Source organism: Pseudooceanicola sp. DL12, assembly GCF_056270665.1.
In genome coordinates this window covers 3,812,501-3,835,851 of the sequence record NZ_CM149884.1, presented here as the reverse complement: position 1 = coordinate 3,835,851, position 23,351 = coordinate 3,812,501, and the positions used below count along the sequence as shown (strand labels likewise).

At 65.0% G+C, this 23,351-nt stretch carries 22 protein-coding genes and 1 tRNA gene; 14 read left to right on the top strand and 9 right to left on the bottom strand.

All coding sequences use genetic code 11. From position 1 onward, the window contains the following. Positions 1-247 precede the first annotated feature (247 nt). The 8 genes from AC0WR5_RS17995 (at position 248) to AC0WR5_RS17960 (ending at position 9,141) form a co-directional block, all read left to right on the top strand. Positions 248-2,224 (top strand): AMP-binding protein, encoded by a 1,977-nt coding sequence (locus AC0WR5_RS17995; RefSeq protein WP_475865180.1) that lies wholly within the window; start codon positions 248-250, stop codon positions 2,222-2,224. Continuing rightward, a complete protein-coding gene (locus tag AC0WR5_RS17990) occupies positions 2,221-3,072 on the top strand; it encodes an ABC transporter ATP-binding protein (RefSeq protein WP_475865179.1) in 852 nt (283 codons plus the stop codon). The genes AC0WR5_RS17995 and AC0WR5_RS17990 overlap by 4 nt, the downstream gene beginning before the upstream one ends. Before the next feature lie 174 nt (positions 3,073-3,246). Next, positions 3,247-4,233 (top strand): branched-chain amino acid ABC transporter permease, encoded by a 987-nt coding sequence (locus tag AC0WR5_RS17985; protein ID WP_475869060.1) that lies wholly within the window; start codon positions 3,247-3,249, stop codon positions 4,231-4,233. A 39-nt stretch (positions 4,234-4,272) separates the two neighbouring features. Then, on the top strand, positions 4,273-4,503 hold the full coding sequence (locus AC0WR5_RS17980) for a hypothetical protein (RefSeq protein WP_475865178.1): 231 nt from the start codon (positions 4,273-4,275) through the stop codon (positions 4,501-4,503). A 4-nt stretch (positions 4,504-4,507) separates the two neighbouring features. Next, a complete protein-coding gene (locus AC0WR5_RS17975; RefSeq protein WP_475865177.1) occupies positions 4,508-5,584 on the top strand; it encodes a branched-chain amino acid ABC transporter permease in 1,077 nt (358 codons plus the stop codon). An 85-nt stretch (positions 5,585-5,669) separates the two neighbouring features. Beyond that, complete coding sequence (locus AC0WR5_RS17970) at positions 5,670-6,959, top strand: ABC transporter substrate-binding protein (protein ID WP_475865176.1); 1,290 nt, start codon at positions 5,670-5,672, stop codon at positions 6,957-6,959. Between the two features lie 87 nt (positions 6,960-7,046). After that, positions 7,047-7,871 carry an ABC transporter ATP-binding protein gene (locus AC0WR5_RS17965; protein ID WP_475865175.1) on the top strand — a complete coding sequence of 275 codons (825 nt, stop codon included), beginning with the start codon at positions 7,047-7,049 and terminating at the stop codon, positions 7,869-7,871. 49 nt (positions 7,872-7,920) lie between these two features. After that, a complete protein-coding gene (locus tag AC0WR5_RS17960) occupies positions 7,921-9,141 on the top strand; it encodes a phenylacetate--CoA ligase family protein (protein ID WP_475865174.1) in 1,221 nt (406 codons plus the stop codon). 109 nt (positions 9,142-9,250) lie between these two features. Here the strand turns inward: AC0WR5_RS17960 and AC0WR5_RS17955 are convergent, their stop codons facing one another. The 3 genes from AC0WR5_RS17955 to AC0WR5_RS17945 form a co-directional block, all read right to left on the bottom strand. After that, positions 9,251-9,481: a DUF1413 domain-containing protein gene (locus tag AC0WR5_RS17955; protein ID WP_475865173.1), complete on the bottom strand. Its 231-nt coding sequence runs from the start codon at positions 9,479-9,481 to the stop codon at positions 9,251-9,253. 150 nt (positions 9,482-9,631) lie between these two features. After that, positions 9,632-9,757, bottom strand: a complete 126-nt coding sequence (ykgO, locus tag AC0WR5_RS17950) for a type B 50S ribosomal protein L36 (RefSeq protein ID WP_010141322.1) — start codon at positions 9,755-9,757, stop codon at positions 9,632-9,634. A gap of 80 nt (positions 9,758-9,837) precedes the next feature. Next, positions 9,838-9,912: transfer RNA gene (locus AC0WR5_RS17945), tRNA-Val, on the bottom strand. A 167-nt stretch (positions 9,913-10,079) separates the two neighbouring features. On the opposite strand from AC0WR5_RS17945, the gene AC0WR5_RS17940 reads away from it, so the two are divergent. Beyond that, a complete protein-coding gene (locus AC0WR5_RS17940) occupies positions 10,080-10,940 on the top strand; it encodes an N-formylglutamate amidohydrolase (protein WP_475865172.1) in 861 nt (286 codons plus the stop codon). A 65-nt stretch (positions 10,941-11,005) separates the two neighbouring features. Here AC0WR5_RS17940 and AC0WR5_RS17935 read toward each other — a convergent pair whose 3' ends face one another. Beyond that, positions 11,006-12,271, bottom strand: a complete 1,266-nt coding sequence (locus AC0WR5_RS17935; protein WP_475865171.1) for a DNA polymerase IV — start codon at positions 12,269-12,271, stop codon at positions 11,006-11,008. Positions 12,272-12,357: 86 nt separating this feature from the next. Between AC0WR5_RS17935 and AC0WR5_RS17930 the strand changes: the two genes are divergently transcribed. After that, complete coding sequence (locus tag AC0WR5_RS17930; RefSeq protein ID WP_475865170.1) at positions 12,358-12,810, top strand: NUDIX hydrolase; 453 nt, start codon at positions 12,358-12,360, stop codon at positions 12,808-12,810. 136 nt (positions 12,811-12,946) lie between these two features. Here the strand turns inward: AC0WR5_RS17930 and pyrF are convergent, their stop codons facing one another. Next, entirely contained in the window at positions 12,947-13,720 is a 774-nt protein-coding gene (gene pyrF / locus AC0WR5_RS17925) for an orotidine-5'-phosphate decarboxylase (protein ID WP_475865169.1), read from the bottom strand. A gap of 220 nt (positions 13,721-13,940) precedes the next feature. Then, the gene (locus AC0WR5_RS17920) at positions 13,941-14,258 is read right to left on the bottom strand and encodes a hypothetical protein (protein WP_475865168.1); all 318 of its coding nucleotides are present in this window, start codon (positions 14,256-14,258) and stop codon (positions 13,941-13,943) included. A gap of 242 nt (positions 14,259-14,500) precedes the next feature. On the opposite strand from AC0WR5_RS17920, the gene clpB reads away from it, so the two are divergent. Next, a complete protein-coding gene (clpB, locus tag AC0WR5_RS17915) occupies positions 14,501-17,122 on the top strand; it encodes an ATP-dependent chaperone ClpB (protein WP_475865167.1) in 2,622 nt (873 codons plus the stop codon). Between the two features lie 248 nt (positions 17,123-17,370). On the opposite strand, the gene AC0WR5_RS17910 is transcribed toward clpB, so the two are convergent. The 3 genes from AC0WR5_RS17910 to AC0WR5_RS17900 form a co-directional block, all read right to left on the bottom strand. Next, positions 17,371-18,126 carry a helix-turn-helix transcriptional regulator gene (locus tag AC0WR5_RS17910; protein ID WP_475865166.1) on the bottom strand — a complete coding sequence of 252 codons (756 nt, stop codon included), beginning with the start codon at positions 18,124-18,126 and terminating at the stop codon, positions 17,371-17,373. 143 nt (positions 18,127-18,269) lie between these two features. Next, positions 18,270-18,833 carry a nucleoside 2-deoxyribosyltransferase gene (locus AC0WR5_RS17905; protein ID WP_475865165.1) on the bottom strand — a complete coding sequence of 188 codons (564 nt, stop codon included), beginning with the start codon at positions 18,831-18,833 and terminating at the stop codon, positions 18,270-18,272. Between the two features lie 145 nt (positions 18,834-18,978). Further along, complete coding sequence (locus AC0WR5_RS17900) at positions 18,979-19,479, bottom strand: fasciclin domain-containing protein (protein WP_475865164.1); 501 nt, start codon at positions 19,477-19,479, stop codon at positions 18,979-18,981. Between the two features lie 297 nt (positions 19,480-19,776). Here AC0WR5_RS17900 and AC0WR5_RS17895 point away from each other — a divergent pair, with 297 nt between their 5' ends. The 3 genes from AC0WR5_RS17895 to msrQ all read left to right on the top strand — a co-directional run bounded on the left by AC0WR5_RS17895 (position 19,777) and on the right by msrQ (position 23,107). Beyond that, entirely contained in the window at positions 19,777-21,339 is a 1,563-nt protein-coding gene (locus tag AC0WR5_RS17895; protein ID WP_475865163.1) for an FMN-binding glutamate synthase family protein, read from the top strand. A gap of 205 nt (positions 21,340-21,544) precedes the next feature. Next, on the top strand, positions 21,545-22,474 hold the full coding sequence (msrP, locus tag AC0WR5_RS17890; RefSeq protein ID WP_475865162.1) for a protein-methionine-sulfoxide reductase catalytic subunit MsrP: 930 nt from the start codon (positions 21,545-21,547) through the stop codon (positions 22,472-22,474). A gap of 3 nt (positions 22,475-22,477) precedes the next feature. Continuing rightward, entirely contained in the window at positions 22,478-23,107 is a 630-nt protein-coding gene (gene msrQ, locus AC0WR5_RS17885; RefSeq protein WP_475865161.1) for a protein-methionine-sulfoxide reductase heme-binding subunit MsrQ, read from the top strand. Positions 23,108-23,351 lie beyond the last annotated feature (244 nt).

The window sequence follows — 23,351 nt, the reverse complement described above, 5'->3', positions numbered from 1 at the left end:
GCTGGTGCTCACGATATCTCCTCCTTCCTCCTTGGCTATACTGAAACGTGTGCTTTGCACAGGGAGTCTCTTTGCGGCTGCGGAATCCCGCTTTGCGGCTGCGGCACCCGTAACAATTCGAAAGGTTTTGGAAATGATCGAGAAAAAATTGGGGTCGACGCTGATCTGGTCGGACGGCTGATCGTTCGGCCCGCCTTGAGGAGGGCGGTTCCGGCTTGGGAGGGCTGGAAAAGAGGGAGGAGACAGCGTGAGTGATATCTCGCAGCTGGCAGGCGGCACGGAGCAATCCGTGCCGGCCCTGCTGGACCGCAATGCGCGGACGTTCGGCGAAAAGACCGCCTATCGGGAAAAGGAATTCGGGATCTGGCAGAGCTGGACCTGGGCCGAGACCCGTGAAGAGGTACGAGCCCTGGCCCTCGGCCTGCTGGATTTGGGCGTCGAACAGCATGACTTCATTGCCATAGTCGGCGCGAACAGGCCGCATCTCTACTGGTCCATCGTGGCGGCGCAGATGATCGGGGCACGTCCGGTGCCCGTTTATGCCGACAGCGCAGCCGAAGAGATGGCCTATGTCCTCGATCATTGCGGCGCGCGCTTTGTCATCGCCGAGGACCAGGAGCAGGTGGACAAGGTCATGGATGTGCATGACCAGCTTCCTGGTCTGGAACAGATCCTCTACCTCGATCCGCGAGGCATGCGGAAATATGACCATGCCCACCTGCACGAGCTGGCCCGTGTGCAGGCCGTAGGGCGCGACAAGCGCGACGAGCTGACGCCCGAGCTGGAGCGGCGGCAGGCGGGCATCACCTATGACGACGTCTGCGTGATGCTCTATACCTCCGGCACGACGGGCAAGCCGAAGGGCGTTGTCCTGTCGAACCGCAACATCATAGAAACCTCGAAAAACTCTTCTGAATTCGACCACTTGGGGCCGGGCGAAGAGGTGCTGGCCTACCTGCCGATGGCCTGGGTGGGGGATTTCATCTTTTCCATTGGGCAGGCCTACTGGACCGGCTTCTGCGTGAACTGCCCTGAGAGCGAGTTCACCCTGGCGACCGACATGCGAGAGATCGGGCCGACCTACTACTTTGCGCCGCCGCGGATCTTCGAGACCCAGCTGACCAACGTGATGATCCGGATGGAGGACGCGGGGAAGCTGAAGAAATGGCTCTTTGACCATTACCTGAAACTGGCGCGTGAGGTGGGGCCCAGGATCCTTGACGGCAAGCCGGTGAGTGGCGTGCAGAAGCTGCGCTATGCCTTGGGGAATCGGCTGATCTACGGCCCGCTGAAGGACACGCTTGGCCTTGGCCGGGTGCGCGTGGGCTACACAGCGGGCGAGGCAATCGGACCGGAAATCTTTGATTTCTATCGATCTTTGGGGATCAACCTGAAGCAGCTCTATGGCCAGACCGAGGCCAGCGTCTTCATCGCGCAGCAGCCCGACGGCGAGGTGCGCAGCGATACGGTGGGCGTGGCCTCTCCGGGAGTGGAGATCCGCATCGATGCGAGTGGCGAGGTCTTCTATCGCGGGCCGGGCGTGTTCGAATATTACTACAAGAACGAGGCCAGCACCGCTTCGACCAAGGATGCCGAGGGCTGGGTGGCGACAGGAGATGCCGGTTTCATCGAGGAAGGCAGTGGCCACCTGCGGATCATCGACCGTGCCAAGGACGTGGGCAAGATGGCCGACGGCAGCATGTTTGCGCCCAAGTACGTTGAAAACAAACTGAAGTTCTATCCGTCGATCCTAGAGGCGGTGGTCTTTGGCAATGGCCGCGACCGCTGCACCGCCTTCGTCAACATCGACCTGGGCGCGGTGGGCAACTGGGCCGAGCGCAACAATATCGCCTACTCCAGTTACCAGGAGCTGGCCGGGCACCCGCAGGTTCTGGAAATGATCCGGGGCCACGTCGAGGAGGTGAACCGATCCGTCGCCGAGGACGAGATGCTCTCGGGGTGCCAGATCCACAGATTTCTTGTGCTGCACAAGGAGTTGGACGCCGATGACGGCGAGATGACCCGCACCCGCAAGGTGCGGCGCAAGATCGTGGCGGAGAAATACGACGACCTGATCCAGGCGCTTTACGATGGGTCCAAGACCATCAGCACGCGCACGGAAGTGACCTACGAGGATGGGCGCAAGGGCTATATCGCGGCGACGCTGACGCTGTGCGATGCGGCGGTCGCGCCCCGCAACACGATGGGGGTGGCCGCGGAATGAGCCTTGCACAACAGATGGTTACACCGGAGCCGGCCATGAACGACGAGGGCTATGTTACTGCGGATGGGCGCAGGATCGGCGGGGTGATGATGGAGATGCGGAACATCACGCTGAAATTCGGCGGGGTGGTCGCGATCAAGGACATTTCCTTTGACATCCGGCAGGGCGAGATCCGGGCGATCATCGGGCCGAACGGCGCGGGGAAATCGTCGATGCTGAATGTTATCAGTGGCTTCTACCACCCGCAGGAGGGCGAGGTCTGGTACCGGGGCGCGAAGCGCGCGGCGATGCGGCCCTATGAGGTGGCACGGCTGGGCGTGGCGCGGACCTTTCAGAACATCGCCCTTTTCGAGGGGATGACGGTGCTCGACAACGTCATGACCGGGCGCCTCAACCATATGAAAACCGGGATGTTTTCTCAGGCGATCTGGCGCGGGAAGGCGCGGCGCGAGGAGGTGGAGAACCGCGAGGTGGTGGAGAAGATCATCGACTTTCTCGAGATCCAGAGCATCCGGAAAAAGCCCGTGGGATCCTTGCCCTATGGCCTGAAGAAGCGGGTCGAGCTGGCGCGGGCGCTGGCGGCCGAGCCTTCGCTGCTGCTGCTGGACGAGCCGATGGCGGGGATGAACGTGGAGGAGAAGGAGGACATGAGCCGCTTCATCCTTGATGTTAATGACGAATTCGGAACGACGATCGCGCTGATCGAGCACGACATGGGCGTGGTCATGGACCTGAGCGACCGCGTTGTGGTGATGGACTACGGCAAGAAGATCGGCGACGGAACGCCCGAGGAAGTGCGAAACAATCAGGCTGTTATCGACGCCTACCTGGGGGTGGCCCATGATTAGGTTCTGCAGCGCGGAAATACCTGAAAAATCAGTGAAAACCCCCAGGCTGTATCGCGTCGGTATTACGTCGGTATCACGTCGGTACTGCAGTGCAGCATTTACGTCAGTAACACTGGCGTTTCGCAGGGGGCAAAGCGGCGCGGCGTGCGGCGTGAAAAACGGGGAGGACGTATGATGCCGGATCAGCTGCTCTATGGAATGGAAGTCTTCCTCAACGGGCTGATGGCGGGGGTGCTCTATGCGCTGGTCGCCTTGGGCTTCGTGCTGATCTACAAGGCCAGCGGCATCTTCAATTTCGCCCAGGGCGTGATGGCGCTTTTCGCGGCGATGACCCTGGTGGGGATCATGGAGGGACAGGTGCCCTTTGCGCATCTGATCAACGCGATCTTCGGCACCGACGTGCATGCCTTCGGCTGGACGGTGCCGGCGCTGGCGGCGATCATCCTGACGACCGGGGTGATGGTGCTGCTGGCCTGGCTGGTGAACAAGCTGATCTTTCGCCACCTGGTGGGGCAGGATCCGATCATCCTGTTCATGGCGACCATCGGCCTGGCCTATTTCCTGGAAGGTTTCGGCGACCTGATGTGGGGCGCAGACATCAAGAAGCTGGACGTGGGCCTGCCGCAGGGGATCAACGACTGGATCGATGGCACCACCTTCGAGATCTTCGGCTACGGTTTCTTCATCGACAACCTGGATATCTGGGCGAGCGTGATCGCGGCGCTGCTGGTGATCGGCCTGACGGTCTTTTCGCAATACTCGAAACAGGGCCGGGCCCTGCGCGCGGTGGCCGACGACCACCAGGCGGCGCTCTCGGTGGGCATCAGCCTGGATTTCATCTGGGTGCTGGTCTGGTCAATCGCGGGGTTCGTGGCGCTGGTGGCGGGCATCATGTGGGGCACCAAGTCCGGCGTGCAGTTCTCCCTCAGCCTGATCGCGCTGAAGGCGCTGCCTGTGCTGATGCTGGGCGGCTTCACCTCGATCCCCGGCGCCATCATCGGCGGGCTGATCATCGGGGTGGGCGAGAAGCTGTTCGAGTTCACCGTGGGGCCCATGGTGGGCGGGGCGACCGAGAACTGGTTTGCCTATGTGCTGGCACTGCTGGTGCTGATCGTGCGGCCGCAGGGCCTGTTCGGGGAGCGCATCATCGAGCGGGTTTGACGGTGTGTTGCCTGGAAGGGGGCAGGTTGGAGACGAGTGATGAAGATGAAGCTGATCGCGGTGCTGAACATCGTCGCCTGGGGTGCCTTCTGGGTGTTCGGCTATATCGCGCTGACCTCGGGCAAATGGGGCGAGACGCATACGCTGATCTCGGCCGCGCTGGCGGGAATGGGATTCCTGGTGGGGATCCTGGCCTATCTGATGCTGTGCAACATGATGCGCCCGGTTCAGCGGCGCGCGGCCATCAAGGAAACGGAAGGGGAGGGGTGAGAGGATGATCTATCGCGAGGCAGGGGACTTCAAGACGAGCTACGTGGCCGACAGCCAGACCTTTCCGATCCGGTTCGACCGGATAACGGTCTGGGTGGTGCTGGCCGTGGCCTTTGGCGTGGTGCCGTTCTTCATCAACGATTACTGGGCCAACGCCGTGGCGCTGCCCTTTCTGATCTATGCCATCGCGGCGATCGGGCTGAACATCCTGGTGGGCTATTGCGGGCAGGTGAGCCTGGGCACCGGGGGCTTCATGGCGGTGGGGGCCTTTGCCACCTACAAGCTGATGACGGCCTTTCCCGAGGTGAACATCTTTTTCCACATCCTGATCGCCGGTGGCATCACCGCGATGGTGGGGGTGGTCTTTGGCCTGCCGAGCCTGCGTATCAAGGGGTTCTACCTGGCGGTGGTGACTCTGGCGGCACAGTTCTTCCTGGTCTGGCTCTTCAACCGGGTGCCGTGGTTCTACAACTACTCGGCCAGCGGCCAGATCAACGCACCCGAGCGCACCGTTCTGGGCGTGGCGGTGACCGGCCCCTCGACCCATGCCTGGGCGACGTACCTGTTCTGCCTGGTGTTCCTGGTGGCGAGCGCCGTGGTGGCGCGAAACCTGACCCGCGGCACCCAGGGCCGCAAGTGGATGGCGATCCGCGACATGGACATTGCCGCCGAGATCATCGGGGTGAACCCGCTGCGGGCCAAGCTGACGGCCTTTGCGGTGTCGTCCTTCTTCGTGGGTATCGCGGGGGCGCTGTTCTTCTCGGTCTACCTGGGCGCGGTGGAGGTGGGCGAGGCCTTTGGCATCAACAAGTCGTTCCTGGTGCTCTTCATGGTGATCATCGGCGGGCTTGGGCGGATCTTCGGCTCGCTCGCCGGGGCGGCCTTTCTGGTGCTGCTGCCGGTGCTGCTGAAGAACACGCTGGTGGGCACGATGGGATGGCCCACGGACCTGGCCGCGCATTTCGAGATCATGATCGTGGGTGCGCTGATCATCATCTTCCTGGTGGCCGAACCGCATGGGCTGGCGCAGCTGTGGCGGGTGGCAAAGGAAAAGCTGAGACTCTGGCCCTTTCCGCACTGAGGACGGGCCAGCAAGACGCCGGCGCCGGGGGAAGAGGAGCCCGTGGCGCAGGACATCATCGGATAATTCAGGGAGGATAAGACCGATGAAGAAGACTTTCGTGACCGCCGCGGTGGCGGCGCTGATCGCGGGCGTAAGTGCCCCGGCCATGGCCGAGCTGGTGTTTCCGGACCTGAGCTATCGCACCGGGGCCTATGCAGCGAACGGGATCCCGTTCTCGGACGGCTACCAGGATTACATGACGCTGCTGAACGAACGCGACGGCGGGATCGGCGGCGAGATGATCCGGGTCATCGAATGCGAGACCGGCTACAACACCGAGAAGGGCGTGGAATGCTATGAGGCGACCAAGGACGAGGGCAGCCTGCTGTACCAGCCGCTCTCGACCGGGATCACCTATCAGCTGATTCCCAAGGCCACGGCCGACGGGATCCCCGTGCACACCATGGGCTATGGCCGGACCAGCGCCAAGAACGGCGAGGTCTTCCGCAACATCTTCAACTATCCCGCCAACTACTGGGACGGGGCGAGCCACGCGGTGACCCATATCCTCGACCAGGAGGGCGGTGACCTCTCGGGCAAGAAGATCGCGCTGGTCTATCACAACTCGGCCTACGGCAAGGAACCGATCCGGACGCTGGAAGAGCTGAGCAAGAAGCATGGTTTCGAGCTGGTGCTGCTGCCGGTGGATCACCCCGGACAGGAGCAGAAGAGCCAGTGGCTGCAGGTGCGCCGCGAACGGCCCGATTACACGATCCTCTGGGGCTGGGGCGTGATGAACCAGGTGGCGGTCCAGGAGGCGGTGAACATCCGCTATCCGATGGACCACCTGATCGGCATCTGGTGGAGCGGCTCCGAGAACGACGTGCTGCCCGCGGGCGAGGCCGCCGATGGCTACAAGGCGCTGACCTTCCACAACCTCGGGGCCGATTACCCGGTCTACGACGATCTGAAGACCTACGTCGTGGATGCGGGCAAGGCCGCAGGCAACGGCGATCAGCTGGGCACGGCGCTCTATAACCGCGGCATGTACGCGGCAATGCTGGCGGCCGAGGCGGCGAAGACGGCGCAGGAACTGGCGGGAACCGCCGCGATCACGCCCGCGCAGATGCGCGACGGAATGGAGGCGCTGGAGATCACCGAGGAGAAGATGGCGGCGCTGGGCCTGCCGGGCTTTGGCCCGGAGTTCACGGTGACCTGCGAGAACCACGGCGGCGATGGCTATGGCGCCATGGCGCAATGGGATGCCAAGGCACAGCAATGGTCGCTGATCACCGATTACTACCCGGCCGACGACGAGGTGCTGAACCCGCTGATCATCGCGGACAGCACCGCCTATGCCGAGGAGAACGGCATCACGCCGGGCTGCGACTGATCAATGGCCCGGCCCCCGGAGGCGGGGGCCGGGCAGGGGCCTGCGGTTGCCGGGACGAGCCCGGCACCGGAACATGGGGGAGACACGATGCTGGACGCGCGCGGGCAGGGCGAGACCCTGCTGGATGTGAACAATATCGAGGTTATCTACAATCACGTGATCCTGGTGCTGAAGGGGGTGAGCCTCTCGGTGCCCAAGGGTGGGATCACCGCGCTGCTGGGCGGCAATGGCGCCGGCAAGACCACGACGCTGAAGGCGATCTCGAACCTGCTGCAATCGGAGCGGGGCGAGGTGACCAAGGGCAGCATCACCTATCGCGGCACGCGCATCCAGGACCAGGCCCCGGCGAGCCTGGTGAAGAGCGGCGTGATCCAGGTGATGGAGGGGCGGCACTGCTTCGAGCACCTGACGGTGGAGGAGAACCTGATGACCGGCGCCTATACCCGGGGCGCCGGGCGCGGAGAGATCGAGAAGGACCTGGAGATGGTCTATTCCTATTTCCCGCGGCTGAAGGTGCGGCGCAAGAGCCAGGCCGGCTATACCTCGGGCGGCGAACAGCAGATGGTGGCGATCGGCCGGGCGATCATGTCGCGCCCGGAGATGATCCTGCTGGACGAACCCTCGATGGGGCTGGCGCCGCAGCTGGTCGAGGAGATCTTCGGCATCGTGAAGAGCCTGAACGAGAACGAGGGCGTCACCTTCCTGCTGGCAGAGCAGAATACCAACGTGGCGATGCGATTCGCCCATTACGGCTATATCCTGGAATCGGGGCGCATCGTGATGGACGGGCCGGCGGCGGAGCTGCGCGAGAACCCGGACGTGAAGGAATTCTACCTCGGCATGTCGGACGAGGGGCGCAAGTCGTTCCGCGACGTGCGGTCGTACCGGCGGCGGAAACGCTGGCTGAGCTGATTGGACCCATGGGAGTGCCTTGGGGGTGCCGCGAGCGGTGGAGGGAAAGATGACGAGCTATTTCGATACGCTGGAGACGCGCAGCCAGGATGCCCGCGAGGCGGCGCTGGCGCGTGACCTGCCGCGGCAGATCGCAGCGGCGCAGGCCCTGCCGGGCTATGCCGAGGCGCTGGGCCCGGTGGATTCGCGCGAGGTGCGCACGGTGGCCGACCTTGCCGCGCTGCCGGTGCTGCGCAAGAGCGACCTGGTGGCGAAACAGCGCCCCGGCGCGCCGCTGGGCGGGCTGACGACGCTGCCGGTGCATGGCTTTGCCCATGTGTTCCAGAGCCCCGGGCCGATCTACGAGCCGGGCGGAGCCAGCCACGACTGGTGGCGGATGGGGCGGTTCCTGCATGCCTGCGGCATCGGCAAGGGCGACATCGTGCAGAACTGCTTTGGCTATCACCTGACGCCGGCGGGCATGATCTTCGAGAACGGTGCCCGGGCGGTGGGGGCGGCAGTGCTGCCCGCGGGCACCGGGCAGACCGAGCTGCAGGCGCGGGCGGCCCATGACCTGGGCGTCACGGCCTATGCCGGCACGCCGGATTACCTGAAGGTGATCCTCGACCGCGCCGAGGCCGATGGCCTGGCGCTGAAGATCACCCGTGCGGCGGTGGGGGGCGGAGCGCTCTTCCCCTCGCTCAGGGCGGAATATGCCGATCGCGGCATCACCTGCCTGCAGTGCTATGCCACGGCGGACCTCGGCAATATCGCCTACGAGAGCGCGGCCATGGAGGGGATGATCGCCGACGAGGGCGTGGTGATAGAGATCGTGCGCCCCGGCACCGGCATCCCGGTGGCCCCCGGCGAGGTGGGCGAGGTGGTGGTGACGACGCTGAACTCGGATTATCCGCTGATCCGATTCGGCACCGGCGACCTGAGCGCGGTGCTGCCCGGAGAGAGCCCCTGCGGCCGCACCAACCTGCGCATCAAGGGCTGGATGGGCCGCGCCGATCAGACCACCAAGATCAAGGGCATGTTCGTGCGCCCCGAGCAGGTGGCGGCCTTTGTCGCGAAACACGCCGAGGTCAGCCGCGCCCGGGTGATCGCACAGCGCGAGGGCGAGATGGACGTGATGGTGGTGCAGGTCGAGAGCGAGGCCGGCGATGGCGAGGCCTATCAGGGCTCGATCATCGAGGCGCTTAAGCTGAAGGCGCGAATCGAGGTGGTGCCGCTGGGCAGCCTGCCGAACGACGGCCTGGTGATCGAGGACCAGCGCGTCTACGACTGAGGGCGGCTTGAGTATTTGGGGAAAGATGAAGGGGGGCGCTGCGCCTGCCTCTTTCATCTTTTCGAAAATACTCATGGCGCGAGGGGGAAGCCCTTGCGGCCCATGACTCTCAGAGCCCGCGCCAATGGTAGAGGCGGCCGCCCCCCTTCTTTTCTCCGCTGTCCTCGACCCCTGGGAAATGTCCCGCGCGCACGGCCATCAGGAACTGATGCCCGAGTTGCACGCGGTCGCCGATCCAGAGGCCGTCCCAGTTGGGCCCGTAGAGCTCTGGGAAGTGGAAGGGACCGGGGGCGCGGTCGGCCAGGTGCCGGCGCAGGCGGGAAAGAAGAGCTTCGTCCATGGCAGGGAGATTGGGGCGCGGGACGCGGGTGTCAATGCGGGCGCTGCCCTGCGGCCGAATACGAGGCCGAATACGAGGCCGAAAAGCGTGCGGAAAAGCAAAAGGGCCGCGAAATCGCGACCCTCTTGAAAGTACCTGCTGCTGGCAGCCTCAGCCCTGACGGGCCTTGAAGCGGCGTTGCGTCTTGTTGATAACGTAGACGCGGCCTTTGCGGCGCACGACGCGGCAATCGCGGTGGCGCTGCTTCAGCGAGCGGAGCGAGTTACGAACCTTCATGTCCATCTCCTCATGTCGCGGCGCGGCAAGCGCCAGTTTCGCGGATGGATCCGGGCGATGCCCTGATCCGGTGAATATCGTGGTGGGCGGTACAAGGATCGAACTTGTGACCCCTTCGATGTCAACGAAGTGCTCTACCGCTGAGCTAACCGCCCACTGGCCGATTCGAAGCTGCTCCCCACTTGAAAAGTTAGCTCTTTTCAAAAAAAGGAGCGCGGGAGCTCCGCGCCGGTTCGGGTCGTATAAAAGGAGTCGGGGGCGGGATCAAGGGGCTTTTGGCAAGGTTTTTTTGCGCTAATATCGGGAGGCTTTCGGAGTTGCCATGCCCCCTTCCTCCTTCGATCTCTTTCGGCCCCCGCAGGTCACCACCAGCGTCGTCTTCGCCTCGCCTCACAGCGGGCGCGAATACCCGCGTGACATGGTGGAAAGGAGCCGTCTGGACGGGCTGCAGATACGATCTTCGGAAGATGCCTATATAGATGACCTCTTTGCCGGCGCCGTGGCCGAGGGGGCGCCGTTCCTCTGCGCGCGGGCGCCGCGGGCCTACGTGGATCTGAACCGTGCGGTGGACGAGCTGGACCCGGCAGTGGTCGACGGCGCGCGGCGGCGCGGTCACAACCCGCGAATCGCCTCCGGTCTCGGGGTGATTCCCCGCGTCGTGGCCGGCGGGCAGCCGATCTATCACGGCAAGATCACCATGGAAGAAGCCGAGGCGCGGCTGGACTGGGCCTGGAGGCCCTATCATCGGGTGCTGCAGGAGCTGTTGGGCGAGGCGCACCGCAGGTTCCGCGAGGCGATTCTGCTGGATTGCCATTCGATGCCGCGCGAGGCGCTCGACGGGGTGGCGCGCAATGCCCGCCGCCGGCCAGACGTGGTGATCGGCGACCGTTTCGGCGCCTCGGCGGACAGTTACATTGTCGACCGGATCGAGGCGATCTTTACCGATGCCGGGCTGGTGGTGGTGCGCAACGCGCCCTTTGCCGGAGCCTATGTGACCCAGCAGTACGGGCGGCCCAGCCGCAACCAGCACGCGGTGCAGATCGAGATCGACCGGTCGCTCTACATGGACGAGAAGCGAATCGAGAAGCGCAGCGATTTTGCGGCCTTCGCGGCCCTGATCCGGGGGGTCACGGGCGAGCTGGCGGCGCTTGGACGCCGGGCGGTGCCGCTGGCGGCCGAATAGGCGCATGGCGCGGTGGCCCGCGCCAGCCTGCGGCGCGGATATTTCCAACAGGGAAACGGGAGGGGTCAGCGCAGGGCGCGGCCCTTCAGGATCGCGCTCTCGCCGAAGCGGGTGCGAATCGCGTCGGTGGCGCGTTCGGCCCGGGCCCGGCGGGCAGCATCGGGATCCAGGAGGTCGGCGCTGCGATCGGCATCGCCGGCAGGAGTGAGATCGGACAGCCCGGTGCCGATGAGCCGGTAGGGGCCCTGATCGCCCACGGCATCAAAGAGGGCGCGGGCCTCTCGGTAGATGCGGTCGGCCATCTGGGTGCTGTCGCGGAGGGAGTGGCGCCGCGATATCAGCGAGAAATTCGTCCGCTTGAGCTTGAGCGTGACGGTGCGCCCGGCAAGGTCCTTGGCCTTGGCGCGGTCGGCGACCTTTTCGGCCAGGCGCCAGAGATGGCCGTCGAGCAGGTCCGGGTCTGAGGTGTCCTCGAAGAAGGTGGTCTCGTTCGAGATCGACTTGACCGGGCTGTGCGGCGAGACGCGGCGGTTGTCCTCGCCGCGGGCGAGGTGCCAGAGCCGGTCGCCCATGGCGCCGAAGCGCGCCGCGAGATCGCGCCGGTCCCAGCGGCGCAGGTCGGCAAAGGTATGGATCCCGGCCTTGTCGAGCGAGGCCTGGCCGGCGGCGCCGACGCCCCAGATCATGCGCACCGGTTTCTCGGCGAGGAAATCGAGCGTCTCGGCCTGACCGATCACGGAAAACCCGTGCGGCTTGTCGAGATCGGAGGCGATCTTGGCCAGGAACTTGTTGTGCGACAGGCCGACGGAGCCGGTGAGGCCGAGCTCGTCGCGCATGCGTTTCACAAGTCGTGCCAGCATGACGGCGGGCGGGCGCCCGTGCAGGCGGGCGGTGCCGGTGAGGTCGAGAAAGGCCTCGTCCAGCGAGAGCGGCTCGATGGCGGGCGTCAGCTCCTCCATCATGGCGCGGATCTGGCGCGAGGCCTCGACATAAGCGGACATGCGCGGGCGGATCACCACCGCGTCGGGGCAGAGTTTCAGCGCCTGGAACATCGGCATGGCCGAACGCACGCCGCGAATCCGCGCGACGTAGCACGCGGTGGAGACCACCCCGCGCCTGCCGCCGCCGATGATCACCGGTTTCGCGGCCAGATCGGGATTGTCGCGTTTCTCGACCGAGGCATAGAATGCGTCGCAATCCATGTGCGCGATGGAGAGCGACATCAGCTCTTCGTGCGCGATGGTGCGCGGCGAGCCGCAGGCCGGGCAGCGGCTGCCCTGGCGCCGGGGCGCGGGAAACTCGGTCAGGCAATCGCGGCAGAGGGCGTCCATGGGGACCTTCGGAAGGCCGGGGATGCGGGGCATCGGGGCGGCACGCGGGGTGAGAATTTGTTACCGCTCCATGATATACCCGGCGCATGAGCAGGCAAACCGGCATTTCCGAAAAGGCATTCGACCGCGCGCGGCCCGTCCGCGGCGCCAAGCTGGCGCTCTTTCTGGGCGACCGGCTGGCGGTGATCCTGCGCGACGATTTCGCCCATATTCCCCATCCCGCGCACTGGGATTTCCCCGGTGGTGGCCGCGAGGCGGGCGAAAGTGCCGTGGACTGCGTGCTGCGCGAGACGCGCGAGGAGCTGGGGCTGAGCCTGAAGCCTAAGGAGCTGGGCTATGGCCGGGTCTATCTGGAGGGCACCGTCGAGGAGGTCTGGTTCTTTGCGGCGCATCTGCCCGAGGCGCGGGGCGCGGAAGTGCGCCTTGGCGACGAGGGGCAGGAGTGGCGATTGATGAGCGCGGCGGAATACGCCGCGCATCCCAAGGCCATCGAGACGTTTCGGGAACGGCTTTCGGAGTACCTGAGCCGAAGCACCTGACGCAGGCCAGGCAGGGGGCGCTGCCCCCATCGGCTGCGCCGATTCCCCCGGGATACTTCCGGCCAGATGATGAAGAGCCGTCGCGCTCTTTCATCTGGCCAAAAATATCCCCGCCGGAGGCATCGGACTCGGGCAATCAGCGGAAACTGGTGTCGGTCTCGTGCGCCGTGGCGATCTCGTGCTGGATCTCGCGCGCGGCGGCACGGGGATCTTCGGCGCGCCAGATCGGGCGGCCCACCACGATGTGGTCGGCGCCGTCGTTGATCGCGGTGCGCGGCGTGGCAATACGCTTCTGGTCGTCGCTGGCCGAGGTGGCCGGGCGGACGCCGGGGGTGACGATCAGCCGGCCTGCCGCGCCGGGCAGGGCGCGCACGGCAGCGGCTTCCTGCGGCGAGCAGATGATGCCGTCGGCGCCGGCCTCGAAGGCCCGGGCGGCGCGTTCGATCACCAGCTCGCGTGGGGTGCCGGTGACGAGCAGGCTGTCATCGAGGTCGCCGCGATCGAGCGAGGTGAGGATGGTGACGGCGAGGATCTTGGTCTGCGAGCCGGCGGCGCCTTCCTTGGCGGCGCGCACCACGTGCGGATCGCCGTGCACGGTGAGGAAGTCGAGATCGAACTGCGCAAGGCCACGCACGGCCTTTTCCACCGTGGCGCCGATGTCGAATAGCTTCATGTCGAGGAAGATGCGCTTGCCGTGTTCCTGCTTGAGCTCGTTGGCGAGGGCCAGGCCGCCGCCGGTCAGCATGCCCAGGCCGATCTTGTAGAAGGTGGCGGCATCGCCGATGCGTTCGGCCATCTGCAGCCCCTCGAGGGCATTGGGCACATCGAGGGCGACGATCAGGCGATCCCTGGTTTCGGCTGCTGCGTCGGTCGGGTTGACGGTCTGGGCGTCGATCTGGGCGGCGGTCATCGGCGGTGTCCTGGGCTGAGGAATGGGAAAGTCTCTCGGTCTCCCTGTTGCGCAGCTGGCGCGCGGGGTCAAGCATACCGGGGACAGCCTAACATACAGGCCCCCTGACGCACAGGCCCTCCAAAAATACAGCCACCCAAATACCTCCCCCCCAAAAAACAGGCCCCCTGGAAAACAGGCCAGGGGCGGAGTGTGGGAAGGGCAAAGGACGCGCCGCCCTTCAGGCGGCGCGGTTCAGCAGCCGGTCCCAGAGCGCCGAGGTGGCCTGTTGCACGGCAGCCGGCAGCTGATCGAGGCCGAGCGGTGCGCCGGCGGTGCGGTGGTGGCTGTGCAGACCGCCGTCCTGGCGGGCGTGACGACGCTGGGCCAGCTCGGTGATTGAGCGGCTGACGTCCTCGTATTCGGTGGTCATCGGCGCGCGCAGCGAGACCGGGTAGGTAAAGGCCTCTCCGCGATCGAAGAGGGTGACCGAGGCCTCGAAGCTGCGTTCGGCCGGGTTGTAGCGGATGGCCGAGATCCGGGTGCGTGTATCTTTCATGGAAACCTCCTGTGCCCTTTCCTGCCTTCTCCGGCGCGGGCGAACGGTTCGTCGATGTGTTCGTCGGATGTAATCACTCGTATTGCGTGTAAAACGGTCCAGGTCTGCTCAAGGTTCCGTTTTTCCTGTCACATGCGCTTGACTGCGCCGTGAGGCATTCCCATCTCAATTCAGGAGGTTCCGAGCCCGGTATGCCTAGCGAGGGTGCCGGCAAATGGGACGCTTGGAAAAGGAGATATGCCATGGACTTGAGCAAGTTCACGGAGCGGTCGCGCGGTTTCATCCAGGCAGCGCAGACGATCGCCATTCGGGAGAGCCACCAGAGGCTGCTGCCGGAACACATTCTGAAAGCATTGATGGATGACGAGGAAGGCCTCGCCAGCAACCTGATCCGCAAGGCCGGGGGCGACCCGGCTGCCGTGGTGCAGGCGACCGATCTTGCATTGGGCAAGATCCCCGTCGTGGGCGGTGACGCCAGCCAGACCTACATGGACAACCAGACGGTCAAGGTGATTGCCGAGGCCGAGAAGGTGGCCAAGCAGGCCAAGGACAGCTTCGTGCCGGTCGAACGGCTGCTGACCGCGCTTGCGCTGGTGAAATCGGGCGCTAAGGATGCGCTGGATGCCGGCGGCGTGTCGGCGCAGAAGCTGAACGCGGCCATCAACGAGATCCGCAAGGGGCGCACCGCCGATACGGCCAGCGCCGAGGATACCTTTGAAGCGCTGGAGAAATATGCCCGCGACCTGACCAAGGCCGCCGAAGAGGGCAAGATCGACCCGATCATCGGCCGGGACGACGAGATTCGTCGTGCCATGCAGGTGCTGAGCCGCCGGACCAAGAACAACCCGGTGCTGATCGGCGAACCCGGCGTCGGCAAGACGGCCATCGCCGAGGGCCTTGCCCTGCGCATCATCAACGGCGACGTGCCGGAATCCCTGCGCAACAAGCGCCTGCTGGCGCTGGACATGGGCAGCCTGATTGCCGGTGCGAAATACCGCGGTGAATTCGAGGAGCGCCTGAAGGCGATCCTGAAGGAAATCGAGGCGGCAGCGGGCGAGATCATCCTGTTCATCGACGAGATGCATACCCTCGTCGGCGCCGGCAAGACCGACGGTGCCATGGATGCCGCCAACCTGATCAAGCCTGCACTGGCGCGCGGGGAGCTGCACTGTGTCGGTGCGACGACGCTCGACGAGTACCGCAAGTACGTCGAGAAGGACGCCGCCCTGGCCCGCCGCTTCCAGCCGGTGATGGTTTCCGAGCCGACGGTCGAGGACACGATCTCGATCCTGCGGGGCATCAAGGAGAAATACGAGCTGCACCACGGGGTGCGGATCAGCGACAGCGCCCTGGTGGCGGCTGCCACGCTCTCGAACCGCTATATCACGGACCGGTTCCTGCCGGACAAGGCCATCGACCTTGTCGATGAGGCCGCCAGCCGTCTGCGGATGGAAGTGGACAGCAAGCCCGAGGAGCTGGACCAGCTGGACCGGCATATCCTGCAGCTGCAGATCGAGGCCGAGGCCCTGAAGAAGGAAGACGATGCGGCCAGCAAGGACCGGCTTGAAAAGCTGGAGCAGGAGCTGGGCGACATGATGGAGAAGGCCGACGCGATGACGGCCAAGTGGCAGGCCGAGCGCGACAAGCTGGCCTCTGCCCGCGAACTGAAGGAACAGCTCGACCGGGCACGTGCCGACCTGGAGATCGCGAAGCGGAACGGCGACCTGGCGAAGGCAGGGGAACTGTCCTATGGCGTGATCCCGCAGCTTGAGAAGCAGGTGGGCGAGGCCGAGGCCGCCGAGGCCGAAGGCGAGGTCATGGTCGAGGAAGCCGTGCGTCCGGAGCAGATCGCCCAGGTGGTCGAACGCTGGACGGGTATCCCGACGGCCAAGATGCTGGAAGGCGAGCGCGACAAGCTGCTGCGCATGGAAGACGGGCTGCACAAGCGCGTCATCGGCCAGAATGCCGCCGTGCGCGCCGTGGCCAATGCCGTGCGCCGGGCCCGTGCCGGGCTGAACGACGAGGGGCGGCCGCTGGGCAGCTTCCTGTTCCTCGGCCCGACGGGCGTGGGTAAAACCGAGCTGACCAAGGCTGTCGCGGAGTTCCTCTTCGACGACGACAACGCGATGGTGCGGATCGACATGAGCGAGTTCATGGAGAAACACAGCGTCGCGCGGCTGATCGGTGCCCCGCCGGGATACGTCGGCTATGACGAAGGCGGCGTGCTGACCGAGGCCGTTCGCCGGCGCCCCTACCAGGTGATCCTGTTCGACGAGGTCGAGAAGGCGCACCCGGATGTCTTCAACGTGCTGTTGCAGGTGCTGGACGACGGGGTTCTGACGGATGGCCAGGGCCGCACGGTCGACTTCAAGCAGACGATGATCGTGCTGACCTCGAACCTGGGTGCCCAGGCGCTGAGCCGGCTGCCCGACGGCGCGGATGCCGCCGAGGCGAAACGCGACGTGATGGATGCGGTGCGGGCCCACTTCCGCCCCGAGTTCCTGAACCGTCTCGACGAGATCATCGTGTTCGACCGGCTGGGCCGCGAGGACATGGACGGTATCGTCGACATCCAGATGGCACGGCTGCTCAAGCGGCTTGCCGGTCGCAAGATCGAGCTGGTGCTGGATCAGGATGCGCGCACCTGGCTGGCTGACGAGGGTTACGACCCGGTGTTCGGCGCCCGGCCGCTGAAGCGGGTGATCCAGCGTGCCCTGCAGGATCCGCTGGCCGAGGCGATCCTTGCCGGCGACATCAAGGATGGCGACACCGTGCCGGTGACCGCGGGCCCCGACGGGCTGATCATCGGCAACCGCCTGGGCACGAGCGACCGCGACGCTCCCCATGAGGCCACGGTACACTGAGCCGCCCGGAAAAAGGAAAAGGCCCCGCCATCGCGCGGGGCCTTTTTTCATTGGCCTTTGGCATCTGTGCAGGTGCGATTGCAGTTTTGCGCAATTGCCCGAAACCTGGATAAGGCGCAGAGTGAAGTACGGTTGGGACACCGATTTTCATGATGTCAGTCGCATGGGGGCAGGAACGGCACTTCGGGAGCCGTTCCTGCCTCCGGACCTGCGCAGATCCACCCCGCCGGCCCTCTTTTCCGACAGCCTCAGATCAGCTGGCTCTTCATCGCGATGGCGACGGCATGGGCATTGCTCTGGGCATTGAGCTTGCGGCGCAGGGCGGCGAGGTGATGCGCGGCGGTGCGGTCTGCCAGAGACATTCGGTCGGCGATCTGCTGAACCTGTAAGCCCTCGCAGAGCAGGCCGAGCACCTCGTATTCGCGATCGTTGATGTCGTAATGGGCCCGCGCCGTGCGGGCCAGGTCGAGGCTCGAGATGAAATGTTCGAGCACGACGCCGAGATAGGGCGACAGCTCCTGGAAGGCGCGGTCGTGATCCTCGGCCCTGGCTCCGACGCTCTGCACCAGGCTGATGCCGGAATAATAGCAGCTGCGCCCCAGGGCAAAGCGGCGCAGGCGCTTGGTGAACCCGGCGGTAAGGCCGAAATCCACGATGCTGTCGATTTTCAGCCGGTGCGCATCGGTCATTTCGGGACGGTTGTAGTCGTCCTTCAGCTCGGACCAGAATTTTGGCCTGTCCTCTCGCAGGCAATGAAAGACGAACGGGTCGTCCATGCGGTGGGCATCGGCGGCCCAGCTTTCCTCGTAGGCGCGGCCCATGCGCGACAGGCGCACGATGGTCTCGACCTGCCCGTCCGGGGCGATGGTGGCATGGGTGTAGTGGAAACGGCAGTAGCCATAGGGCGCAACCGTATCCGCGAGTACGTCCATGCAATCCTCTGGCGACAGGGTGCCGATGAAACGGTCGGCAAGGTCGATATGGATATTGGCAAGAGGGCCCATGGCAAGCGATGTCGTTGTTTCGGAAAAGGGGTGAGGCGCCGGGGCCGCAACCCCGAGCCAGAGTATGGTTTTGAAAGACTGTGTCCGTGTAGTCGGCCCAAAATCAAGCGTGATCTTGGGTTTCAGTGGTCCGTGCCGGGGCGTCAGTGCCCGGAGGGCAGGCTTTCGTGCAGGGCCGCGACGCAGCGGCGGAAGACGGAGAGGTCCTCGAACCGCAGGGCCGTTGTGCCCTCGGGGTGCAGGACCCGGCCACCACCGGCAATGATGCCGCCGTCGACCATCAGGTTGTCTGTCAGTCCGAAGCTCTCGATGCTCATGCCGTCGGGGGTGCGTTCGGCATCGTCCGGCGCGGTGCCATAGGCGGCGATCACCCGGTCGTTGAAGGGCTGCGGGGTGTTGGAATAGCCGAAGAGCAGCCGGCCCAGCCCGAGCATGTAGCCGAGTTCGACCGCGGAGCCGACGTCCATCGAAGGGCCGTGGAAGGGCGTCAGGTTGACGATGGTGGCATCGCAGGACTGCGCGAGGCGGAAGTCCTTGCGGGAGATTGCCAGCCCGTGTTCGGCGGGCGAGAGACCGTCGCTGGGCACATCCTCGTCGAAGGGGAACACGCCGGTCAGGCCGAATTCGGCACAGATCGCCTTTTTCGCGGCACCGAGCGCGAGGGCATCGGGGTGAAAGACGTCGGGTCCGGCGAGATAAATCCGCATGAGCTGCTCCTTTTGCGCCCAGATGCCGTGATCGGCGGAGCGCGGCAAGGGCTGGTCGGGGCAGGGCGGTAGATGGCGCCGGTTCCGCGGCGAAAATGACGCGGAACCGGGCAGTTGCGGCCCGGGAGCCGGGCCGCGGCTGGCCTTACATCTGCGGCATCAGCACGGTGTCGATCACGTGGATCACGCCGTTGGAGGCCTCGATGTCGGGGGTGGTGACGGTGGCATCGTTGACCATGACCTTGTCGCCAAGCTCGATGGTCACGTCCTCGCCTTCAACGGTTTCGGCCATCATGCCGTCCGACAGGTCGGCCGAGGTCACTTCGCCCGGGACCACGTGATAGGTCAGGATGGCGGCGAGCTTGTCCTTGTTCTCGGGCTTGAGCAGGTCATCGACGGTGCCCTCGGGCAGCTTGGCAAAGGCCTCGTCGGTGGGGGCGAAGACGGTGAAGGGGCCGTCGCCCTTGAGCGTGTCGACCAGGCCGGCGGACTGGACCGCGGCGACGAGGGTGGTGAAGTCACCGGCCTCGACGGCCGTATCGACGACGTCCTTGCCCATGTGATGGTCGGCGAGGGCCGGAACGGTCAGGGCGGGGGTTGCGAGGAAGGCGGCGGCGCTCAGGCTCAGGAAAGTACGTTTCAGCATGTCTTCATATCCTCCGAAGGTCAGGTGTGACTGTGAGTGTCGGTGCCGTTCGTGGCACTGATCGGGGTACGGCGCCCCCAGTGCTGCGGATGAATTGAATTTCCGGGAAAGTCGGTATTGAAATCGGCAGGGGCGGGCTAAGCTCGGGGTTTCCCGCGGGTCCAATAACGTTTTTGTCAGCGAATTTTTTGAATCTGCTGCAAGATTCCGGCACCGACATCCGAAATCTACGGTTGCCCATGAACCCGGGGGACCGCATTGTGCCGCTAGGGCAGAACGCCGTCACAGGGGGAAACAATGGCTTTCATCGCGCCGGTCGTGGAATGGATGGTCTTCTTTTTCGTGCTTGCCATCGGGCTGGCCGTGGCGACCGTCGTGATCATGACGCTGATGGACCTGGGCCAGCGCGAGGACGCGATCCGGCGGAACTATCCGCTGATCGGGCGGTTCCGGGGGCTGTTCACCAAGCTGGGCGAATTCTTCCGGCAGTACTTCTTTGCCATGGATCGCGAGGAGATGCCCTTCAACCGGGCGCAGCGCGACTGGGTCTACAATGCGGCCAAGGGCGCGGACAACACGGTGGCCTTCGGCTCCACCCGCAACCTCTCGGTGCCGGGCACGCCGATTTTCGTCAACGCGGTCTTTCCGCCGCTGGACAACCAGTTTGCCCAGACCAAGCCGCTGGAGATCGGGCCCTACACGCGCCATCCCTATCTGGCGCCCTCAATATACAATATCTCCGGCATGTCCTTTGGCGCGCTGTCGCAGCCCGCGGTCGAGGCGCTGAGCAAGGGCGCCAAGGCGGCCGGCATCTGGCTGAATACCGGCGAGGGTGGGCTGTCGCCGCATCACCTGGTGTCGGACTGCGATATCGTCATGCAGATCGGCACCGCCAAGTTCGGCGTGCGCGATCACGACGGCAACCTGAGCGACGAGAAGCTGCGCGCCGTGGCCGCCCGCCCGCAGGTGAAGATGTTCGAGCTGAAGCTGGCGCAGGGCGCCAAGCCCGGCAAGGGCGGCATCCTGCCCGCGGCCAAGATCGACGACGAGGTCGCCGAGATCCGCGGCGTGCCCAAGGGCAAGGACGCCGTCTCTCCCAACCGCCACAAGGAGATCGACGATTTCGACGATCTTCTGGACATGATCGCGCATATCCGCGAGGTGACCGGCAAGCCGGTGGGCTTCAAGACGGTGATCGGGTCTTCCGAGGCCTGGGAGGAGCTCTTTGACAAGATCCTGCAGCGCGGGGTCGAGAGCGCGCCCGATTTCATCACCATCGACGGCGGCGAGGGCGGCACCGGCGCCGCGCCGATGCCGCTGATGGACATGGTGGGCATGCCCCTGCGCGAGGCGCTGCTGCGCATGGTCGACCTGCGCGACCGCCACGGCCTGAAGGAACGCATCCGGATCATCGCCAGCGGCAAGCTGGTGAACCCGGGTGACGTGGCCTGGGCGATCTGCGCGGGTGCGGATTTCGTGACCTCGGCGCGGGGCTTCATGTTCTCGCTGGGCTGCATCCAGGCGCTGAAGTGCAACAAGAACACCTGCCCCACGGGCATCACCACCCATGACCTGCGCCTGCAGCGCGGCCTGGTGGTGGAAAAGAAGTACATGAAGGTGGCGAATTTCGCCCGCGCCGTGGTGCACGAGGTCGAGATGATCGCCCATTCCGTCGGCGTGGCCGAGCCGCGGCTGATGCGACGGCGCCATGTGCGGGTGGTGCAGGCCAACGGCGATTCCGTGGTGCTGCGCAAGATCCGCCCCAGCTACGACGACAACATGCCGCCGCACCTGTCGCCCAACAAGGCCCCCGTCGAGGCCCCCGACCGCCGGCAGGATCACGTGACCGGCCCGAGCTGAGCGGCCCGAGCTGAGCGGCCCGAGGCGGAGGGGCATGGGGCCCGGGTCATGGGCCCGGCTGAGCGCCGGGCGGGCCTGCGGGCCGGCAACGGCCGGGTGAAATGTTTCCGCTACGGCACGCAGAAGTTATCAAACCTCATTTTGATGAAACTGCGGGCCGGGTTACTTCGTAGATACAGCAATGCCTGTAACAGGAGGAGCCGACATGCCCAGCCGTTCGACCCGTACGTGGACCCGTCCCTGGAAAGACAAGCTGACCGAGAATGACGTCACCCCCGAGGGCGTCTACATGAACCGTCGCCAGATCATGGCGGGGGCCATGGGCGCGGGTCTTGGCGCGATCGCCGGGCCGGCCCTGGCCGCGCCGCAGGGGCTTGAGCCCAATACCTTCGAAGAGATCACCAACTACAACAATTTCTACGAGTTCGGCACCGGCAAGGAAGATCCGGCGCGCTATTCAGATGCGCTGGTTACCTCGCCCTGGTCGGTGGAGATCAGCGGCATGGTCGACAAGCCCGGCACCTACGGGCTCGAGGATATCCTGAAGGGCAAGACCATCGAGGAGCGCATCTATCGCCTGCGCTGCGTCGAGGCCTGGTCGATGGTGATCCCCTGGAATGGTTTCATGCTGTCCGAGCTGCTCGACCAGGTCGGTGTGCGGCCCTCGGCGAAATACGTGGCCTTCGAAACCGCCTATCGCCCGGACGAGATGCGCGGCGTGCAGCGCCCGGTGCTCGACTGGCCCTATCGCGAGGGGTTGCGCCTGGACGAGGCGATGCATCCGCTGACAATCCTGGCCACCGGGGTCTATGGCAAGGACCTGCCCAATCCCAATGGCGCGCCGCTGCGCCTGGTGGTGCCATGGAAGTACGGCTTCAAGGGGATCAAGAGCATCGTGCGGATCACGCTGCAGGAAGAGCAGCCCTTCACCAGCTGGAAGGACGCCAATTACCGCGAGTACGGCTTCTATAGTAACGTGAACCCCGAGGTCAGTCATCCGCGCTGGTCCCAGGCCACGGAACGGGTGATCGGCGCCGGCCTTTTCGGATCGCGCCGCGACACCGAGATGTTCAACGGCTACGGCGAGGAGGTTGCCTCTCTCTATGCCGGCATGGACCTGAGCAAGAACTACTGAGCCATGGTCACAGCCACGCTTCGCGCCACTGTCGGCGACCCGGTCAACCGTGCCCTGCGGCGGGTGCCGGCCTGGCCTCTCTATATACTGGGGGCGCTGCCGCCGGCCTGGCTGTTCTGGGCGGGGGTCACCGGGCAGCTCGGGGTGGACCCGGTCAAGGACATGGAACACCAGATGGGCGAATGGGGGCTGTGGCTCCTGATCGCCGGGCTGGTGGTCACGCCGCTGCGGCGACTGACGGGGATCAGCCTGCTGAAGTATCGCCGGGCCGTCGGGCTGCTGGCCTTCTTCTATATACTGGGGCACCTGCTGGTCTGGCTGGTGCTGGATGTGCAGATCCCGGCTCAGATCTGGGCCGATATCCTGAAACGCCCCTATATCACCATCGGCATGGCGGCCTTCGTTCTGATGATCCCGCTGGCGATTACCTCGAACAACCTGTCGATCCGGAAGATGGGACGCAATTGGCGCCGGCTGCATCGCGCGGTCTATGCGATTGCGCTGCTGGGCGCGCTGCACTTCATCCTGCTGGCCAAGGGCTTCCAGATCGAGCCTCTGGTCTACATGGCGGTGATCCTGGCGCTACTGGTTCTGCGCGTGCCGGGCGTGATTCCGAACCACAGGCCCCGCTGACCCGGCGTCAGCCGGGTTTCCGTCCCGATTCCGTCACTTAGCGGGCGACGCGACTCGCGAGTCGGGGGCGATTCAGGGGCAGGGGAGGGGCCAAAAGCGGCTAAATGTACCCGATTTCCCCTTTCTGTCCGCCCTAAAGTTGCAAATTCTTGTCCCAAGAGGCCATTCGGCCCTCCCAGCGGCCAGGTTTTCGAGTTTGGTCTAACTCTTAACGTGCTGAATTTGTGCAATATTTCAGTTTCTT

Bases quoted from the DNA above. Each gene is read 5' to 3' on its own strand.
- AC0WR5_RS17910 (WP_475865166.1), bottom strand. From the start codon at position 18,126: ATGGGCCCTCTTGCCAATATCCATATCGACCTTGCCGACCGTTTCATC.
- AC0WR5_RS17895 (WP_475865163.1), top strand. From the start codon at position 19,777: ATGGCTTTCATCGCGCCGGTCGTGGAATGGATGGTCTTCTTTTTCGTG.
- AC0WR5_RS17980 (WP_475865178.1), top strand. From the start codon at position 4,273: ATGAAGATGAAGCTGATCGCGGTGCTGAACATCGTCGCCTGGGGTGCC.
- AC0WR5_RS17960 (WP_475865174.1), top strand. From the start codon at position 7,921: ATGACGAGCTATTTCGATACGCTGGAGACGCGCAGCCAGGATGCCCGC.
- AC0WR5_RS17955 (WP_475865173.1), bottom strand. From the start codon at position 9,481: ATGGACGAAGCTCTTCTTTCCCGCCTGCGCCGGCACCTGGCCGACCGC.
- AC0WR5_RS17985 (WP_475869060.1), top strand. From the start codon at position 3,247: ATGCCGGATCAGCTGCTCTATGGAATGGAAGTCTTCCTCAACGGGCTG.
- msrQ (WP_475865161.1), top strand. From the start codon at position 22,478: ATGGTCACAGCCACGCTTCGCGCCACTGTCGGCGACCCGGTCAACCGT.
- AC0WR5_RS17975 (WP_475865177.1), top strand. From the start codon at position 4,508: ATGATCTATCGCGAGGCAGGGGACTTCAAGACGAGCTACGTGGCCGAC.
- AC0WR5_RS17970 (WP_475865176.1), top strand. From the start codon at position 5,670: ATGAAGAAGACTTTCGTGACCGCCGCGGTGGCGGCGCTGATCGCGGGC.
- pyrF (WP_475865169.1), bottom strand. From the start codon at position 13,720: ATGACCGCCGCCCAGATCGACGCCCAGACCGTCAACCCGACCGACGCA.
- AC0WR5_RS17935 (WP_475865171.1), bottom strand. From the start codon at position 12,271: ATGGACGCCCTCTGCCGCGATTGCCTGACCGAGTTTCCCGCGCCCCGG.
- msrP (WP_475865162.1), top strand. From the start codon at position 21,545: ATGCCCAGCCGTTCGACCCGTACGTGGACCCGTCCCTGGAAAGACAAG.
- AC0WR5_RS17940 (WP_475865172.1), top strand. From the start codon at position 10,080: ATGCCCCCTTCCTCCTTCGATCTCTTTCGGCCCCCGCAGGTCACCACC.
- clpB (WP_475865167.1), top strand. From the start codon at position 14,501: ATGGACTTGAGCAAGTTCACGGAGCGGTCGCGCGGTTTCATCCAGGCA.
- AC0WR5_RS17965 (WP_475865175.1), top strand. From the start codon at position 7,047: ATGCTGGACGCGCGCGGGCAGGGCGAGACCCTGCTGGATGTGAACAAT.
- AC0WR5_RS17990 (WP_475865179.1), top strand. From the start codon at position 2,221: ATGAGCCTTGCACAACAGATGGTTACACCGGAGCCGGCCATGAACGAC.
- ykgO (WP_010141322.1), bottom strand. From the start codon at position 9,757: ATGAAGGTTCGTAACTCGCTCCGCTCGCTGAAGCAGCGCCACCGCGAT.
- AC0WR5_RS17900 (WP_475865164.1), bottom strand. From the start codon at position 19,479: ATGCTGAAACGTACTTTCCTGAGCCTGAGCGCCGCCGCCTTCCTCGCA.
- AC0WR5_RS17905 (WP_475865165.1), bottom strand. From the start codon at position 18,833: ATGCGGATTTATCTCGCCGGACCCGACGTCTTTCACCCCGATGCCCTC.
- AC0WR5_RS17920 (WP_475865168.1), bottom strand. From the start codon at position 14,258: ATGAAAGATACACGCACCCGGATCTCGGCCATCCGCTACAACCCGGCC.
- AC0WR5_RS17930 (WP_475865170.1), top strand. From the start codon at position 12,358: ATGAGCAGGCAAACCGGCATTTCCGAAAAGGCATTCGACCGCGCGCGG.